The sequence below is a fragment of the Neorhizobium alkalisoli genome, from assembly GCF_007829835.1.
Lineage (GTDB): Bacteria > Pseudomonadota > Alphaproteobacteria > Rhizobiales > Rhizobiaceae > Neorhizobium.
This window is the reverse complement of the sequence record NZ_VIWP01000001.1, coordinates 402,160-417,845: the sequence shown is the minus strand read 5'-3', so window position 1 is coordinate 417,845 and position 15,686 is coordinate 402,160. Positions and strand designations below refer to the sequence as shown.

Genomic DNA, 15,686 nt, shown 5'->3' with positions numbered 1-15,686 from the left:
GCATAACATTATGGTGAAGCTTTTTCGCATGCAACAGAAAAGATGCGTTTTCAGAAATCTTCTCTGTCACAAAACCCTTGTAGCGCAGGGCCTGTAGCGTAGAAATTCTGCCCGGACAGATCACGGATCCGCCCGACGCAGCCGCTTCGCGTTTTCCTTCGCGGCCCTCAATCGAGAGCTGCATATACGAGCCTCCGCAGGACGCTGCGATAGTGGTCGCGGCGGTTCGGAGACTGCATCAGGATCATGCCGGCAAGCTCCTGTGTGGGGTCGATCCAGCAATAGGTGCCCGACAGGCCCGACCAGAAAAAGTCGCCGACCGAGCCCGGCAAGGTGTTGCGCCCGGCTTCCATCCTGACGGCGAAGCCGAGGCCGAATCCCTGGCCGGCAGCGGGTGTCGGCGCAAGCGGTCCGAGCGATGCGATATCCGGCCCGAACGAGACATCCGGCGGCAGATGATTGCTGACCATGAAGCCAAACGTCCGCGGCGACAGGATGCGCGCACCTTGAAGCGTGCCGCGACCGCGCAGCATGGCGGCGAAACGCCCGAAGTCTTGGGCGGTCGAAAACAGGCCGTGACCGCCCGAAAGCCAGCCCGCTTCATAAAAATTGCGCGAACCGAGGATGGGGATTTCGCCGGTCACAGGATCGATCTGCGGCTGGGCGAGATTGCCGAGCCTTAGCTGCGGCGGCCGGAACCAGCTGGATGTCATGCCGAGCGGTGCCGTGACCGTGCGGCTGACGATTTCTTCCAGATCGCGATCGGCGATCTTTTCGAGCACCCAGCCGAGAACGTCTGTGGACATGCCGTATTCGAATGTCGTGCCGGGCTGGAAGGCGAGCGGCAGGGTGGAAAGTTTTGCGAGAATGTCTTCGCGCGTCTGCTCATGCGCCGACATGCCGGCTTCGCGATAGGCCTGCTGCACCAGCGAATCGGAAAACTGTCCGTAAGTCAGGCCTGACGTATGGCGCAGCAGATCCTGGATCGTCATCGGCCGATGCGTCGGTTCGAGCACGAGGCTTGTGCCGCTGGCATCCCGTTTCGTCACGCCGACCTTGAGATCGGCCAGTTCCGGCAGATAACGCGAGACGGGGTCGCCGAGGTCGAGCCTGCCGTTTTCGACGAAGGTCATGGCCGCAACCGAGGTGACCATTTTCGTCATCGAAGCGAGGCGGAACAGGGTGTCGGCATCGATCGCGAGGCCGGCGGCGCGATCGCGATAACCGCCGGTCCATTCGAAACGCTCGTCGCGATAGAGGATGGTCAGATGGGCGCCCGGAATATCGCCGACCGCGATCGCTTCGGAGAAAAACTGCGCCAGTTTCTGGAAGCGATCGCTCATCTCGAAAATCCTCAGAGGGGCTGGAGCTGTGACGAAAGCGCTGCTTTCAAAACCTTGCCTGCGCTGTTGCGCGGAAGATCGTCGATCTGCAGGATGGATTTTGGGACCTTGTAGGGCGCCAGCCGTTCGCGGCACCAGGTTTTCAGGGCTTCCTCATCGATCCGCGAGGCCGAAACGACGAAGGCCGCCACCTCTTCACCCAGCCGGGCGGATGGCCATGCGACGACGGCCGCCTCGCTGATATCAGGGTTTTCGCGCAAGATTGTCTCGATCTCGCCGGGATAGATGTTGACGCCGCCGCGGATGATCATGTCCTTGGAGCGGCCGCGCAGCAGTATATGGCCGGCCTCGTCGATTTCCGCGAGATCGCCCGGATAGAACCAGCCATCGCGGAACGTATCCTGCCCGGCATCGTCCTCGTTGAAATAGCCGCTGGCGACGCCGGGGCCGCGATAGCGCAGCCGGCCGATCATTCCTGATGCCAGTGGCTGATGAGCCTCGTCGACCACTTCCACCTCGACACCGAAAACCGGGCGGCCAACGGAGTTCGGCTGCAGGCGGCGCGTTTCGCGCGTGCCGATCGAAACCCCACCACCTTCCGTCGAGGCGTAATATTCGATGAAATTGCCGCAAAGCGCGTCGATCGTCACCCGCTCGTCGCCATCGAGCGGCGCGCCGCTGGAAATCAGCAGGCGCAGTCTGCGGACCGGCTCGAGCCGTTTCAGGTCGTGGGTCAGGAGCTTGCGGATCTGCGTTGGCACGAGAAAAGTGCTGGTGGCGGAAACGCGGGCGAGTTCGGCGCAGAGCTCGTCGGCATCGAAGGGGGGCGGAAAAAGGATGACCGTGCCGCCGGCAAACAGGACCGACATGGCAAAGGTGCGCCCGCCGCCGAAATAGAGCGGCGTTGCCGAAACGTAGCGGTCCGTGCTGTTGAAGCCGAGATTGATCCAGTGCGTCCAGAAGCGGCGTAGCATCTGGTAATGGGTGATGCGCGGCCCTTTGGGACGGCCGGTCGTGCCGGAGGAGAGCGAGAGAAGAAGCGGCAGATCGCTGCCCTCGACCATCGCTTCCAGTGCCGGGTCGTCATTGGCAGGCAGATCGGCGACCTCAATGGTCTCGATCGCGCCGACTTGAGCGCTGTCGGGTTCGGCGAGAACCAGTTTCGCCTGAAAATGTTCGGTGACGCGCAGCTTTTCCGCATCGGTCCAGCGCACATCCATCGGCAGGATGACGGCGCTGATGCGGGCGAGCGCATAGATGAAGACAAGGTGATCGATCGTATCGCCGAGACAAAGCCCGACGATATCGCCGGCGCCGATGCCCTTGGCCCTGAGCCGGCCGGCCGACTGGCGCACATAGGCGGCAAATTCGCTATGCGTCAGCCGCCGCTCGCCTTCGATGACGGCGATATGGTCGGGACGGCCTTTGGCATTGACCTCGAGGGCTTCGGCAAGGTTCATCACTTGTCGAGACCGTAGATGCGGATGGCGTTTTCGCGCAGGAACTTCTGCTTCGGCACGGGGCGCAGGTCCAGCTCGTCGATCTGCTTCATGGTCTCTTCGAAGCCGAGGACCGGGAAATCCGTGCCGAAGATCACCTTATCCTGGCCGTAGGTGTTGATGTAGTGGATGAAGGATTGCGGCCAGTAGCGCGGCGCATGGGCGTCCGAGCCGATGAAGACATTTTCGTGCTTCCAGGCCATGGCGATCATCTCTTCGGTCCATGGAATGCCGATATGGATGCCGATCAGCTTCAGTTCCGGAAAGTCGCAGGCGACCGAATCCAGCGTGATCGGCCGGCCGACGCTGCGGCGCGGAAAGCTCTTGTCATAGACCAGCGACTGACCGACCTGCAGCTGGATCGGCACATCGAGTTCGACGCATTTCGCATAGAACGGATAATAACGGGCATGGTCGGGCGCAAGCTCGAACCAGTGCGGATAAAGATGCGCGCCGATAAAGCCGTATTCGCGCACGGCCCGTTCCAGCTCGCGAACTCCACGCATGCCTTCGGTCGGATCGACGCCGGCCAATCCGAGGAAACGGTCGGGATATTTCTGCACCGCATCGACGACGAGCGAGTAGGGAACATGGTAACATGCACGGTGATCGGCCGGGCCGACCTTGGCGGCGATCAGCATGGAGCGCTCGATACCGGCGGCGTCCATGCGGCGCAGCATCTCTTCCAGCGAAACGCCCTCGAACGTTCCACGATCGACCTTCACCTTGCCGGTGTAGAAATCATTGCGGTCCGGACGGCCTTTCAAGGCCTCTTCCGTCCAGATGTTCACGACGGCGTCGATCGCTCCCTTGGTCACCATGGCTGCATGTTCCTCTCGTTATTGCTATAACAATATGCATAGCCGAACGAGGCCCGCAAGCGGGTTTGCGCTTGAAATGCTGCGGATGTCAGGAATTATTTCACGTTGATAAAAGACCGCTTGCTTGTGGTTGAAGAGATCGTATGCTCTAGTGATAGAACATTTGAGGCGGTGGAAATTGCATCCCGATCGCGGCAGGCATGAGATGGTTGAGTTGGTGGTCACGGCTGCTTTTCCGCGACTTCGCGGGGATTGCCAGGCCGGGCCGGCGCTGATGCCTTGTGCCCGAATGACTGCATTCGGAAATGCGATTCGCGCCTTTCGATTTTGATAACACGGCCCGCAGAGGTCGGACGAGACATAGCGAGGAAATAGTAGATGAACCTGCGCGAACTGATTGATGGCGGCCACGGTATCGTCGCGCCGGGCGTATTCGACGCGCTGACGGCGTCCATTGCAACGGAAGCCAGCTTCAAGGCCGTTTATCTGAGCGGTGCGGCGATCGCCTATACGCATCTCGGCCGGCCGGATATCGGGCTCGTCTCGATGGCGGAAGTGGCAGACCGGATCGCGATGATCTGCGACCGTGTTGCAACGCCCGTCATCGTCGATGCCGATACCGGTTACGGCAACGCACTCAATGTCCAGCGTACCGTCCGGCTGTTCGAAAAGATGGGTGCCCAGGGTATCCAGCTCGAAGACCAGACAACGCCAAAACGCTGCGGCCATCTGAACGACAAGTCGGTCATCCCGGCCGGCGAAATGGTCGGCAAGATCCGCGCCGCCGTCGATGCCCGGGCCAGTGCCGATACCCTGATCATCGCCCGCACAGATGCGCTGCAGATGGAAGGCATAGACAGTGCCTTGGAACGCGCAAATCTTTATGCCGAAGCCGGCGCCGACATCCTTTTCGTCGAGGCGCCGAAATCCGGCGAGCAGCTGGGCTCGATCGCGGCGGCATTGAAGGGCGTCAAGCCGCTCCTCGCCAACATGGTCGAAGGCGGCACGACGCCGATCCACAATGCGGCGGAACTCAACGCGCTCGGTTTTCAGCTCGTGATTTTCCCGGGCGGCATCGTCCGCGCCATGGCGAAGACGGCGACCGAATATTACGCCTCGCTGATGGCAAACGGTTCGAACGCTCCGTTCGCCGACCGCATGTTCGATTTCAACGGCCTCAACGCGCTGATCGGCACGCCCGACATGCTGGCGCTCGGCCAAACCTACGAAGATCATACAGACAGAAAAGGCAAGGAAGAGGATGCGGCATGAGTTCGCTTGATCCCGTCACGCTCGCCGTCCTCAAGGGACGGCTGGAACAGATCGCCGACGAAATGGACGCGACCCTCTACCGCTCTGCCTTCAACCCTGTCATTGCGGAAGCGAAAGATGCCTGCCACGGTATCTACCATGCCGAAACCGGCGATACGCTGGTACAAGGAACCTCGGGCCTGCCGATCTTCGTCGGTGCCATGGCCTTTGCTGTGCGCGCGGTCATCGCCAAGGTCGCAAGGGATGGCGGGCTGAAGGAGAAGGATACCTTCATCTTCAACGACCCTTACGAGGGTGGCACCCATCTCAACGATTTCCGCCTTGTTCGCCCGATCTTCCGCGACGGAAAGCTGTTTTGCTGGATGGCTTCTGTCGGCCACTGGCTCGATATCGGCGGCAATGTCGCCGGCAGCTACAATCCGAAAGCCGTCGAAAGCTTTCAGGAAGGCGTGCGTATTCCGGTCGTCAAACTGATCTCCGAAGGTCATATGAACCAGGATATCGTCGACATCATCTCCGCCAATTCGCGCGTGCCGATGTCGAACTGGGGCGATCTGAACGGCCAGTTGAACGCGCTCGATCTGGGTGAAAAGCGTCTTGGCGCGCTTCTGGATGAGTATGGCGCAGGCACGATCGATACCGCCTTCGAAGCATTTTCGAACCGCGCCGAAGCGCTGATGCGTGCCGCGATCACGTCCATGCCTGATGGTACCTACAGTTTCGAGGACGTGCTGGACAATGACGGCATTACCGATGAAATGCTCACCGTCGCGCTCGATCTGACGATCACCGGTGACAGCATGGAGCTCGATTTTTCGCGTTCCACCCAGTCGGCGCAGGGACCGATCAACATTTCCCGCTCGACGACGATCGCCGCCTGTTATGTGGCGCTCAAACATATCTTCACCGAAGTGCCGGCCAATGCCGGCTGCCTGAGGCCGATCACCTTCAACATCGTCGACAATTCGCTGCTCGGCGCCAATGCGCCGAAGCCGGTCGCCGGTTACACCGAAACCATTCTGCGATTGATCGGCGTCGTGCTCGGTGCAATCGCACAGGCCGATCCGGCCCGTGCGACGGCTGCCCCCTTCGGCACGATCAACGCGCTTTCGGTCGCCGGGCACCGCGAAAACGGCGCCCGCTGGGTGATGTTCTCCTTCTTCGGCGGCGGTCTTGGCGGCAATCCGGTTTCGGATGGCCTCAACCATGCCAATAACCCGATCTCTACGGCCACGATTCCGCCGGTCGAAATTCTCGAAGCCGCCTATCCGATCATGTTCACCCAATGGGCGCTGCGCCCGGATTCGGCCGGCGCCGGCACCCATCGCGGTGGTTTCGGGTCGATCTATGAGGTCGAGCTCTTGAGAGGCGGCGACGTGGCGCTGCTCGGCGAGCGCGGCAAACGGGCGCCGTTCGGTGTCTCGGGCGGCGAGGAAGCGGCGCTCAACCGCTTCTTCTGGGAAACGGAGGACGGCGAAAAGAGCCCGCCCATGGCCTCCAAGATTACCGACCTGCGCCTGCCGGCCGGTCGAAAGATCCGGCTTGAAACGCCCGGCGGCGGCGGCTGGGGCGATCCCCATCGCCGCGATCCGCACAAGGTGCTGCATGACGTGCGGCTCGGTTTCGTCAGCGTTGCCCAGGCGGAAGCTCTCTATGGCGTGGTGATCGGCGCCGATGGCGAGGTCGACCTTCAGGCAACCAACAATTTGCGCAATGGAGTGGCTGCGTGAGCGATCTCAAAACGTCTAAACTGGGCACGATCGTCGGCGTCGATGTCGGCGGAACGTTTACCGATCTCTTTTATTTCGACGAGGCAGAAGCCCGTTTCCGCACCAACAAGGTGCCCTCCAACCGCGGCGACGAAGCCGTCGGTTTTCTCGATGGCCTCAAGGGTTTTGGCGCGATCGCCAACCTCGATTCGATCGTGCATGGCACGACCGTCGGCACCAATGCGCTTCTGGAGCGCAAGGGCGCCAAGGTCGGACTGATCACCACGACGGGTTTTCGCGACGTGCTCGAAATGCGCCGCCGCGACCGCCGCCATACCTGGGGTCTGTGGGGCGATTTCGTGCCGGTCGTCGAGCGCGATTTCCGCCTGGAAGTTTCCGAGCGGACGCTGGCTGATGGAACGCTGCGGAGCGAAGTCGATGTCGCTGCCGTTCGCTCTGCGGCGGAACAATTGAAGGCGATGGGCGCGGAGGCGCTGGCGATCGTTTTCGTCAATGCCTTCGCCAATCCCGAGAACGAGGAAAAGGCGGTCGCGGCCGCCCGTGCAGTCTGGCACAATGACAATGTCGCCTGCTCGACCCAGATCCTGCCGGAAATCCGCGAGTTCGAACGCACCTCGACCACGGTGCTGAACGCCTATCTGCAGCCGGTCGTCGGCTCCTATCTTGGCAAGCTGGAAAAGGCGCTGGAGAGCGAGGACTTTGCCGGTCGCTTCCACATCGTCCAGTCGAATGGCGGCGTCATGTCGACCGAAACGGCGCGGCGTCTGCCGGCCCGCACCGCACTCTCCGGCCCGGCGGCCGGTGTTATCGCGGCGGCGGCGATTGCCGAGGCGGCGGGTTTTCCGAATGTCATCACCGGCGATCTCGGCGGCACGTCGTTCGACGTTTCGCTGATCGCGGACGGCAAGGCAGCACTGGCGGCGCAGACGACGATCGATTTCGGTCTCGTCATCCGCACGCCGATGATCGAGATCACCACGATCGGCGCCGGTGGCGGCTCGATCGCCCATGTCGATGCCGGCGGCCTGTTGCAGGTCGGCCCGGAAAGCGCCGGCTCGCGGCCCGGCCCGGTTTGTTACGGCCAGGGCAATACCCGCCCGACGCTGACCGACGCCAATGTCGTGCTCGGCCGCATCAATGCCGACCGTCCGATCGGCGGCAAGCTTTCGCGTCTCGATGTCGATGCTGCGAAAAAGGCGATCGAGGAACATGTGGCGAAGCCGCTTGGCCTCGGTGTCATGGAAGCGGCGGAAGCAATCGTGCGCATCGCCGACAGCCGCATGGCCGGCGCGATACGACTGATGTCGATCGAGCGTGGTCATGATCCGCAGAAGTTTGCGGCCGTTCCCTTCGGTGGCGGCGGCGCGCTGCATGTCTCGGCACTGATCAAGGATGTTGGTCTCAAGGCAGCACTCGTGCCGCGGTATCCGGGCGTCACCTCGGCGCTCGGCTGCATCATTGCCGATATCCGCCACGATCAGGTGCAGACGCTCAATCTGGCGCTGGAAGGCATTGATATCGAAACCGTGGGTGGGCGCATGGTCGATGAAGCGGCCAAGGCCCGCGCCGTGGTCGAGGATGCCCGGCTTTCGATGGAACGCATCGATACGCTGTTCGAACTCGACATGCACTATGTCGGTCAGACCCATACGGTGCGCGTTGCGCTGCCGGCCGTGATCGAAAACGGCAAGTCAGATGTCAGCGAGGCGATGATCCGCAAGGCATTCGAAACCGCCTACCAGGCCTCGTTCAGCCGGCTTCTGCCGGGCGTGCCGATGCGCATCGTCAACCTGCGCACCAGCGCGATCGGCATTCGTCCCGGCTTCGACCTGAAGGCGCTCGCCGCACCGACAGATACGACAGTTGCCTCCGCCACGACCGGCAAGCGTCAGGTCTGGTTCGACGGCGCCTGGCACGACACCACGATCTATGCCCGCCTCGATATTCCCGAAGGCGCCGAGATCGAAGGTCCGGCGATCCTTGAACAGCCGGATGCGACCACCGTCGTCTCGCCGGAATTCAAGGCGCGTGTCGATAACTACGGCAATATCATCGTGGAGCGAAAAGTATGAGCGGATCCGCCATTCCGATCGAGAAGACTGGTCTCATCATTGTCGACCTGACCAACGATTTCATGGATCCGAACGGTGCTTATGGCCGCGCCAAGGCGGGTTCGCCGGAAATCGCGGCCCTGCCGGAGCGGATCAAGCCGCTGCTCGACGTGATGCGCCGCAAAGGCGGTTACATCATCTCCGCCCAGTTCACGCTGGTGCCGGCCAAGGGCGGCGAGCCGATTATCTCGCCGCATCTGAAGGAACTCCGCCCCTTCCTCGGCAAGGGCGATTTTGCGCCCGGCAGCTGGGGCAACAGCCTGATCGACAGTCTCGGGCCGGCCGATCTCGTCGTAGAGAAGGTTGCCTATTCCTCCTTCTATATGACAAGGCTGGAATGGGTTCTGCGCAAATGCGGCATCGAAAAGCTGGTGATCGGCGGCATCGTCACCAATGGCGGTGTGGCCTCGACGGTGCGTGATGCGCATGTCCGCGATTTCGAAACGATCACGCTGTCTGACGGATCGGCGGCCTTTTCGGTCGAGACCCATGAGACCGCGATCGCGGCACTGAAGCCAGTCAGCCGCATCGCCACGATTGCCGACATGATCGCCGAATTCGAGGCGCGGTGAACAACCGCCGGGCTGACTTCCAGCCGTCATGATCTTGCGCTACCGCTTCGGATCGAACCGTATTTTAATACGAAAAGATCCGAAGACGGGACATTTCAGATGAGCAATATTATCGCAACCGGCTTCAACACCGGCTCGGCCGATGGCGAATTCAAGAGCCTTGAGGAAGACCTGCGCGCCCTAGCCGACATGGGCGTCGCCACGGTCGAGCTTGGCCTGACCAGCCTCGATCTGATTTCCGGCGGCCGCATCATTGCAGAGCGCGCCGAGCGGCTGGTGGCGCTGACGCGCCAGTTCGATTTCCGCTATACGGTCCACGGTCTCGTTTCATCGAATTTCATGGAGCCGTCGACTTATCGTTACCAGCTCGATGTCGCCCAGGCGCTGGTCGAGATCTGTGACCGGATCGATGCCCGTATCCTCGTCCAGCATGGCGGTTGCCTGCGCGCCGACCAGATCTTTGAACGGGCGGATGCCGACAAGCGCGAGCGCGAAGCCCTGTTCCAGCTTGCCGAATTCTGCAGGCCCTATGGTGTGCGCATCGCCTTTGAAAACATCTTTTCGACCGAGCCCGGCCAATACCGCCAGACGCCGGCTGAAGTGGCCGAGACGGTCAAGGCGGTCGGGCATCCGAACCTCGTGGCGCTGATCGATTTCAGCCATGCCTATATCGAATCCACCTATCGCGGGCTGGATTTCCTCGATCAGCTGCGTGCCATGGCGCCGGTCGCCGGCCATCTGCATGTGCATGACTCGTTCGGCCGCCCGGAAGCCTTTTATCAAGCCTATTATCCGCAGGAAGCGACCGCGCTCGGCATCGGCGACCTGCATCTGCCGCTCGGCTGGGGCGATATCGACTGGACCAAAATCTTTTCGGAACTGACATTCCTGCCCGATACCGTGCTGATGATGGAAATCGGCCAGCGTTACCGCGCCGAACAGCCGGCCAGCCTCCTCCGGGCAAAGGAGCTGATGGTGCTCAACGCTGCGACAATCGCCGCAGCAGCTGAATAAGCGCTGGCGATTTTGAGCTGACGGAGGCGCCGTCCGGCGCTTCGGTCTTGCCGCTGTTCGCGTCCGTGGACGTGTCCGGTTCCCGTCTCGGCGCGCCACCTGCGGCCTTTACGGCAAGGCTGCCGGCCCGGATTCCGGCCTTGAGACAGGTTTCGGGCGCGGCTCCGTCCAGCCAAGCATGCAGGAAACCGGCATTGAATGCGTCGCCGGCACCGGTCGTATCGACGACTTTCACCGCTTCGGCAGGGGCATGCAGCACGTCGGCATCGGCCAGGAGCCATGCGCCATCCGCGCCGCCCTTGAGGGCGACGAGCGGGAAGGTTTTTCGCAATATGCCGATCGCGATCAGCGGATCTGAGGAACTGGTGATGGCCGTTGCCTCTTCCATATTGGGCAGGAAGAGATCGACGCCTTTGCAGGCTTCCAGCAGGCTTTTGTCGTGGATGAGGCTCGGATCCCAGCTCGGATCGAGCGAGACGGTGAGGCCTTTCGCCTTGGCGCGGGTGATGAGATCGGGGATTTCATGCAGTGTCGCAAATTCGGCGATGTGCAGATGACGTGCCTCATCCCAGTCGAGTGCCGCGTCCAGGGTCGCCGGCTGGGCGGGGCCAGCGCGATGGGTCAGGAAGGCGCGGTCATGTCCGATGACCGCTGCGACTGTCACCTGCGGCCCGGCATCGGCGGCGTGTTCGACGAAACGCAGATCCACCCGGCTGTCACGGATCTGGCCTTCCACACCGGCCGAAAGAGTATCGGTTCCAAGCCTGGCGACCAGCGCGGCCTTGCGTCCGACATGCACCATATGGGCCGCCGCGATAAATCCGCCACCGCCGGCCGTGATCTCCATGCCATCGGCAAAAAGCTCCCGCCCGAGGACCGGCAATTCGCCGAGCCCGGTAAAAATCAGGTCGCAATAAATCCGCCCGATGCTGAGCACCGCGGACCTTTTGTCTGCATGTGTCATCATGAACGGCCCAGAAATTTCTCTGTGCTGGCATCGAAAAGATAAAGGCTGCCCGGTGCTGCGGAACAGGTGAGATCGCTGCCGACCGGCGGCACGATCTTTTCCCGTGCCGTCGCGATCAGGGCACCATCGGGAATGTCCAGATGGACGAGTGTTTCCGGGCCAAGCGGTTCGACCGCACTGACAGTGCCGGTGATCCTTAAACCGCCCGCGACGGCCTGTCCGTCCGCGCTCAGATCATGCGGGCGAATGCCGATCAGGATATCGCCATCGGGCGCGACCTCTACACCGGTGGCGGTCCTGCGACCACGGATGAGGTTCATCGACGGGCTGCCGATGAAGCGGGCGGTGAAGACATCGACCGGGCTTTCGTAAAGTTCAGATGGCGTGCCGACCTGCAGGATATTGCCGTCCTTCATGACCACGATCCTGTCGGCCATGGTCATGGCCTCGACCTGGTCGTGGGTCACATAGACGGTGGTCGTTTTCAGTCGCTGGTGCAGGCGCTTGATCTCGATGCGCATCTGCGCGCGCAGCTGGGCGTCGAGATTGGAAAGCGGTTCGTCGAACAGGAAGGCCGACGGGTCACGCACCATGGCGCGGCCGATCGCGACGCGCTGGCGCTGGCCACCGGAAAGGGCGGCCGGACGGCGGTCGAGCAGGGCGGTGAGGCCGAGAATCTTGCCCGCTTCCTCGATGCGCTTGTTCTTCTCGTCCTTGCTAAGCTTGGAGGTATAAAGCCCGAAGCCGATATTCTGGCGCACCGTCATATGCGGATAGATCGCATAGTTCTGAAAAACCATGGCGATGTTGCGCTGTTTCGGGTCGCGCTCATTGACCACGGCATCGCCGATCTTCAGGGCGCCGCCGGAAATTTCCTCGAGCCCGGCGATCATCCGGAGCGTCGTTGACTTGCCGCAGCCGGACGGCCCGACGAAAACGACGAATTCGCCATCGGCGATCGACAGGTCGATACCCTTGACGGCCTCGACCTTGCCGTAGCGCTTGACGATTTTTTCAAGTTCGATCGTGGCCATGATCAGGCTCCCGTCAGCGCGGTGAATTTTTCGGTGAGTTCCGCCGCAGCGGCCGCTTCGTATTCCGCAGCAGCATTTGCTGCGGCCTCGAATGTGGCAAGCTTTTCGCGGTAGGCGGTGATTGCGGCAGCCATCGGTTCCGGCGCAGGCCCGCCGAAACGGGCGCGGACGGCAACGAAATGTTCCGGCGAAACGATCTCCCTGAATTTTTGAAGATCGACCGAAGGCTTGCGGCCGGCCGAATGTTCGAAGGCTTTGAGGAAAGGTTCAAAGCCATCACCCGGCAGGTCGCCCTTGGCGGCAACGACGCTCTTTGCCGTGGCTGCTGCAATTTCGTGGGCCTCGCGGAAGGAGAGGCCTTCGATCCGTACCAGAGAGTCCGCGAGCTCGGTAATGGTGATGCAGGAACGGCGGATATTCTGGTCGACGCGTTCCGGGTCGATGCTGATCTGGCTGATCAGCGCTGCCAGGAGGTCGAGGACGCGATAGGCCGAGGCGAAGGCCTCGTAGCCCATGCCCTGGGTTTCGCCTTCGCTGTCGTTCATGTCGGTGAACGGCGTGTTGTGCATGACGTCAATCACTGTGCGCGCACGTCCAAAAGTCTGGCTGGCGAGGTGGCGCAGGTGTTCGATGGGGACAGGATTGCGCTTCTGCGGCATGATCGAGGAGATCTGCACCAGCGCGTTCGGCACATAGATCTGGCCGACCTCAAAACTCGTCCAGAACTGAAAGTCCTGGATCAGGCGGCCGAGATGCAGGAACATCAGTTCGATCGCCGAATAGGTCGAGGTCGTATAATCGACGGCGGCGATGCAGGAATAGGAATTGCGCTGGGCGGCAGAGAAGCCGAGCAGATGCGCGACCCGCTCCCGGTCGATCGGGAAACCCGACGTGGTGATGGCGGCGGCCCCCATGGAGGAGAGATCGACGATCCGGCGGGCATCTGCGAACCGTTCGATGTCGCGGATGAGGATTTCGATCGCAGCGGAAAGATAGTGGCCGAAGGTCGTCGGCTGGGCCGGCTGACCGTGGGTATAGGCAACGATCAGCGTTGCCTTTTCGCTTTCCGCCTTGTCGATCATCGCGGCCAGAAGTTTGCGGGCCTTGCCCTGAAGCACATCGATCTTTTCCTTCAGGCCAAGCTTGAACAGGGTGTGATCGATATCGTTGCGCGAACGGGCGGTATGCAGCCGGCCGGCGATATCGACGCCGATCCGTGCCTTCAGCTCCTTCTCGATCAAGAAGAAGAAGTCTTCGACTTCGCCGGTATAAACGAGGGTTGACGGATCAACCTCGCGATCGATCGCTTCCAGCGCGCCGGCGATCTTCGCGGCGATCTCCCTGTCGAGAATGCCGGTCTCGACCAGCATGACGAGATGGGCGCGGTCGATGCGGCGAAAACCGTCGACATGGTGGCTTTTTGCGCCGTCGAACAGCGGCTTCAGCACCGTTTCCTTGTAGACCGGATCGGGGAACTTGCTGGTGTCGGAAAGGCGCGGGTCGATATCCGCCATGGGTTTATCCTTTCAGGCCTGCGAGCATGACGCCACGGACGATGTAGCGCTGCAGGACGAGGAAGATGATGAGAGTGGGAAGGGTGGCGATCGCGGCCCCCGTCATGATCATTTCCCACTGGATGGACTGTTCTACGGCAAAACTCGAAAGCCCGACCGGCAACGTATAAAGTTCCTTGCTGGTGGTGACGATCAGCGGCCAGAAAAAGGCCGTCCAATTGCCGAGGAAGGTGAAGATGGCGAGCGCCGAAAGGGCAGGGGTCACCAGCGGCAGCGCCACTTTCCACCAGATCTGGAACTCGTTAAGCCCATCGACACGCGCTGCCTCCAGAAAGTCGTTCGGCACGGTCTCGAAAAACTGTTTCATCAGGAAGGTGCCGAAGGCAGTCATCATGCCGGGAAACATGATGCCCCAATAGCTGTCCAGCCAGCCGAGCTGGCTGGACATCAGGTACCACGGAATGACCAGCATTTCGGTCGGGATCATCAGCGTCGAGAGGATGGCGAGGAAGATGAAATAGCGGCCGCGGAATTCGAACTTTGCCAGCGTGTAACCGACAAGACTGTCGAAGAAGCAGTTGGACAGCGTGACCAGAACGGCGACCAGGCTGGAATTGAAGAACCAGCGCAGAAAACGGCCATCCGCCAGAACGGCGATATAGTTCGAAAGTGTCGGTGCGGCCGGAATGAGGCGCAGGTCGTAGACCTGATCGGCCGTCTTCAGCGAGGTCGAGAACATGAAGGCGATCGGCGAGATCATGATCAGGCCGCCGATGAAGAGCAGCGTCCAGGTGAGGATCATGCCCGGCCGGATATTGGCGCGATGGAGAGTTGGCGTCTCGCTCATTTCTTTTCTCTCAGGATGAAGAGCTGCAGCAGCGATACGATCAGGAGGATGGTGAACAGGACCACGGTCTGCGCGGCGGCATAACCCATCGCATAGGAGTTGAACGCTGTCTGATAGATCATCAGCACCAGCGGCTTGGTCGAGCCGAGCGGACCGCCGGGGTCGTTGGTGGTCATGTTATAGACCTGGTCGAAAATGCGCAGGAAACCGATCGACGAGAAGACGACGAGGAAGACGGTCGTCGGTTTCAGAAGCGGCAGGGTGATCTTGCGCAGAATCGCGAATTCCCCGAGCCCGTCGATCCTCGCGGCCTCGTAAAAGGACGTCGGGATGGCGCGCAGGCCGGCCATGAAGATGATGATCTGGAAGCCGAGACCGGCCCAGATGGCAGTGACCATGATCGAAAACAGCGCCTGGTCCGTCGAACGGATGAAAGGCTGCTGCGCAATGCCGACCATGCTCAGAACATCGTTGATCACGCCGATCGGCGGCGGCTGGTAGAACCAGCGCCAGACCCAGGCCATAGCGGCGGCGGTCGTCAGGAAGGGCAGGAAATACAGTGCCCGAATGAAATTGTGCATGAAGCGGACACGATCGAGGAAATAGGCGATCGTGAAGGCCAGAACGAGGCTGATCGGCGTGCCGACGATCAGGTAGACAAAGGTGTTCTTGAACACCTTCCAGAATTGCGGGTCCTTGAACAGCTTAATGTAATTGGCAAAACCGATGAATTTTGCAGGCCGAAGGAGATCCCAGTTGGTGAAGGACAGATAAAAGGCCTGCACCGTCGGGTAGAAACGGATCACTGCATAAAACAGGATCGGCAGGGCTAGAAATCCCCAGACCCAGAGGAGGCGGCGCGTCCGCATAGAGAGGCGGTCCGTGAGAGTGCCACTCCGCGGACCATCGGGGCGGCCGGGTGCCGCCCCCTGCTGTTCGATCGTTGCCATGGTTTTCTGCCC

The 15,686-nt window shown here is 61.3% G+C and carries 13 protein-coding genes; 5 read left to right on the top strand and 8 right to left on the bottom strand.

Going from position 1 to position 15,686, the window contains the following annotated elements; genetic code table 11:
- Window positions 1–167: 167 nt before the first annotated feature.
- From FHW37_RS01930 to FHW37_RS01920, 3 genes are read right to left on the bottom strand one after another with little or no spacing between them, the layout of a single operon-like run.
- The gene (locus tag FHW37_RS01930) at window positions 168–1,343 is read right to left on the bottom strand and encodes a serine hydrolase domain-containing protein (RefSeq protein ID WP_145631848.1); all 1,176 of its coding nucleotides are present in this window, start codon (window positions 1,341–1,343) and stop codon (window positions 168–170) included.
- Window positions 1,344–1,354: 11 nt separating this feature from the next.
- Window positions 1,355–2,803 (bottom strand): class I adenylate-forming enzyme family protein, encoded by a 1,449-nt coding sequence (locus FHW37_RS01925; protein ID WP_145631846.1) that lies wholly within the window; start codon window positions 2,801–2,803, stop codon window positions 1,355–1,357.
- A complete protein-coding gene (locus FHW37_RS01920) occupies window positions 2,803–3,663 on the bottom strand; it encodes an amidohydrolase family protein (RefSeq protein ID WP_145631843.1) in 861 nt (286 codons plus the stop codon). The genes FHW37_RS01925 and FHW37_RS01920 overlap by 1 nt, the downstream gene beginning before the upstream one ends.
- 378 nt (window positions 3,664–4,041) lie before the next feature.
- Here FHW37_RS01920 and FHW37_RS01915 point away from each other — a divergent pair, with 378 nt between their 5' ends.
- From FHW37_RS01915 to FHW37_RS01895, 5 genes are all read left to right on the top strand, one after another.
- Window positions 4,042–4,935 carry an isocitrate lyase/PEP mutase family protein gene (locus FHW37_RS01915; protein WP_145631841.1) on the top strand — a complete coding sequence of 298 codons (894 nt, stop codon included), beginning with the start codon at window positions 4,042–4,044 and terminating at the stop codon, window positions 4,933–4,935.
- Complete coding sequence (locus FHW37_RS01910; protein ID WP_145631838.1) at window positions 4,932–6,665, top strand: hydantoinase B/oxoprolinase family protein; 1,734 nt, start codon at window positions 4,932–4,934, stop codon at window positions 6,663–6,665. Before FHW37_RS01915 ends, FHW37_RS01910 begins: the two co-directional genes overlap by 4 nt.
- Window positions 6,662–8,737: a hydantoinase/oxoprolinase family protein gene (locus tag FHW37_RS01905; protein ID WP_145631836.1), complete on the top strand. Its 2,076-nt coding sequence runs from the start codon at window positions 6,662–6,664 to the stop codon at window positions 8,735–8,737. The genes FHW37_RS01910 and FHW37_RS01905 overlap by 4 nt, the downstream gene beginning before the upstream one ends.
- Window positions 8,734–9,348, top strand: coding sequence for a cysteine hydrolase family protein (locus FHW37_RS01900; protein WP_145631834.1), 615 nt, complete (start codon window positions 8,734–8,736; stop codon window positions 9,346–9,348). Before FHW37_RS01905 ends, FHW37_RS01900 begins: the two co-directional genes overlap by 4 nt.
- Window positions 9,349–9,447: 99 nt before the next feature.
- Window positions 9,448–10,362: a TIM barrel protein gene (locus FHW37_RS01895; protein ID WP_145631831.1), complete on the top strand. Its 915-nt coding sequence runs from the start codon at window positions 9,448–9,450 to the stop codon at window positions 10,360–10,362.
- Here the strand turns inward: FHW37_RS01895 and FHW37_RS01890 are convergent.
- From FHW37_RS01890 to FHW37_RS01870, 5 genes are read right to left on the bottom strand one after another with little or no spacing between them, the layout of a single operon-like run.
- Window positions 10,328–11,329, bottom strand: a complete 1,002-nt coding sequence (locus FHW37_RS01890; protein ID WP_145631830.1) for a carbohydrate kinase family protein — start codon at window positions 11,327–11,329, stop codon at window positions 10,328–10,330. The two genes, FHW37_RS01895 and FHW37_RS01890, sit on opposite strands and share 35 nt — an antisense overlap.
- Window positions 11,326–12,363, bottom strand: a complete 1,038-nt coding sequence (locus FHW37_RS01885; RefSeq protein WP_145631829.1) for an ABC transporter ATP-binding protein — start codon at window positions 12,361–12,363, stop codon at window positions 11,326–11,328. The genes FHW37_RS01890 and FHW37_RS01885 overlap by 4 nt, the downstream gene beginning before the upstream one ends.
- Window positions 12,364–12,365: 2 nt before the next feature.
- Window positions 12,366–13,877, bottom strand: a complete 1,512-nt coding sequence (gene argH, locus FHW37_RS01880; protein WP_145631827.1) for an argininosuccinate lyase — start codon at window positions 13,875–13,877, stop codon at window positions 12,366–12,368.
- Between the two features lie 4 nt (window positions 13,878–13,881).
- Complete coding sequence (locus FHW37_RS01875; RefSeq protein WP_145631825.1) at window positions 13,882–14,724, bottom strand: carbohydrate ABC transporter permease; 843 nt, start codon at window positions 14,722–14,724, stop codon at window positions 13,882–13,884.
- The gene (locus tag FHW37_RS01870) at window positions 14,721–15,674 is read right to left on the bottom strand and encodes a carbohydrate ABC transporter permease (RefSeq protein ID WP_145631823.1); all 954 of its coding nucleotides are present in this window, start codon (window positions 15,672–15,674) and stop codon (window positions 14,721–14,723) included. The genes FHW37_RS01875 and FHW37_RS01870 overlap by 4 nt, the downstream gene beginning before the upstream one ends.
- Window positions 15,675–15,686 lie beyond the last annotated feature (12 nt).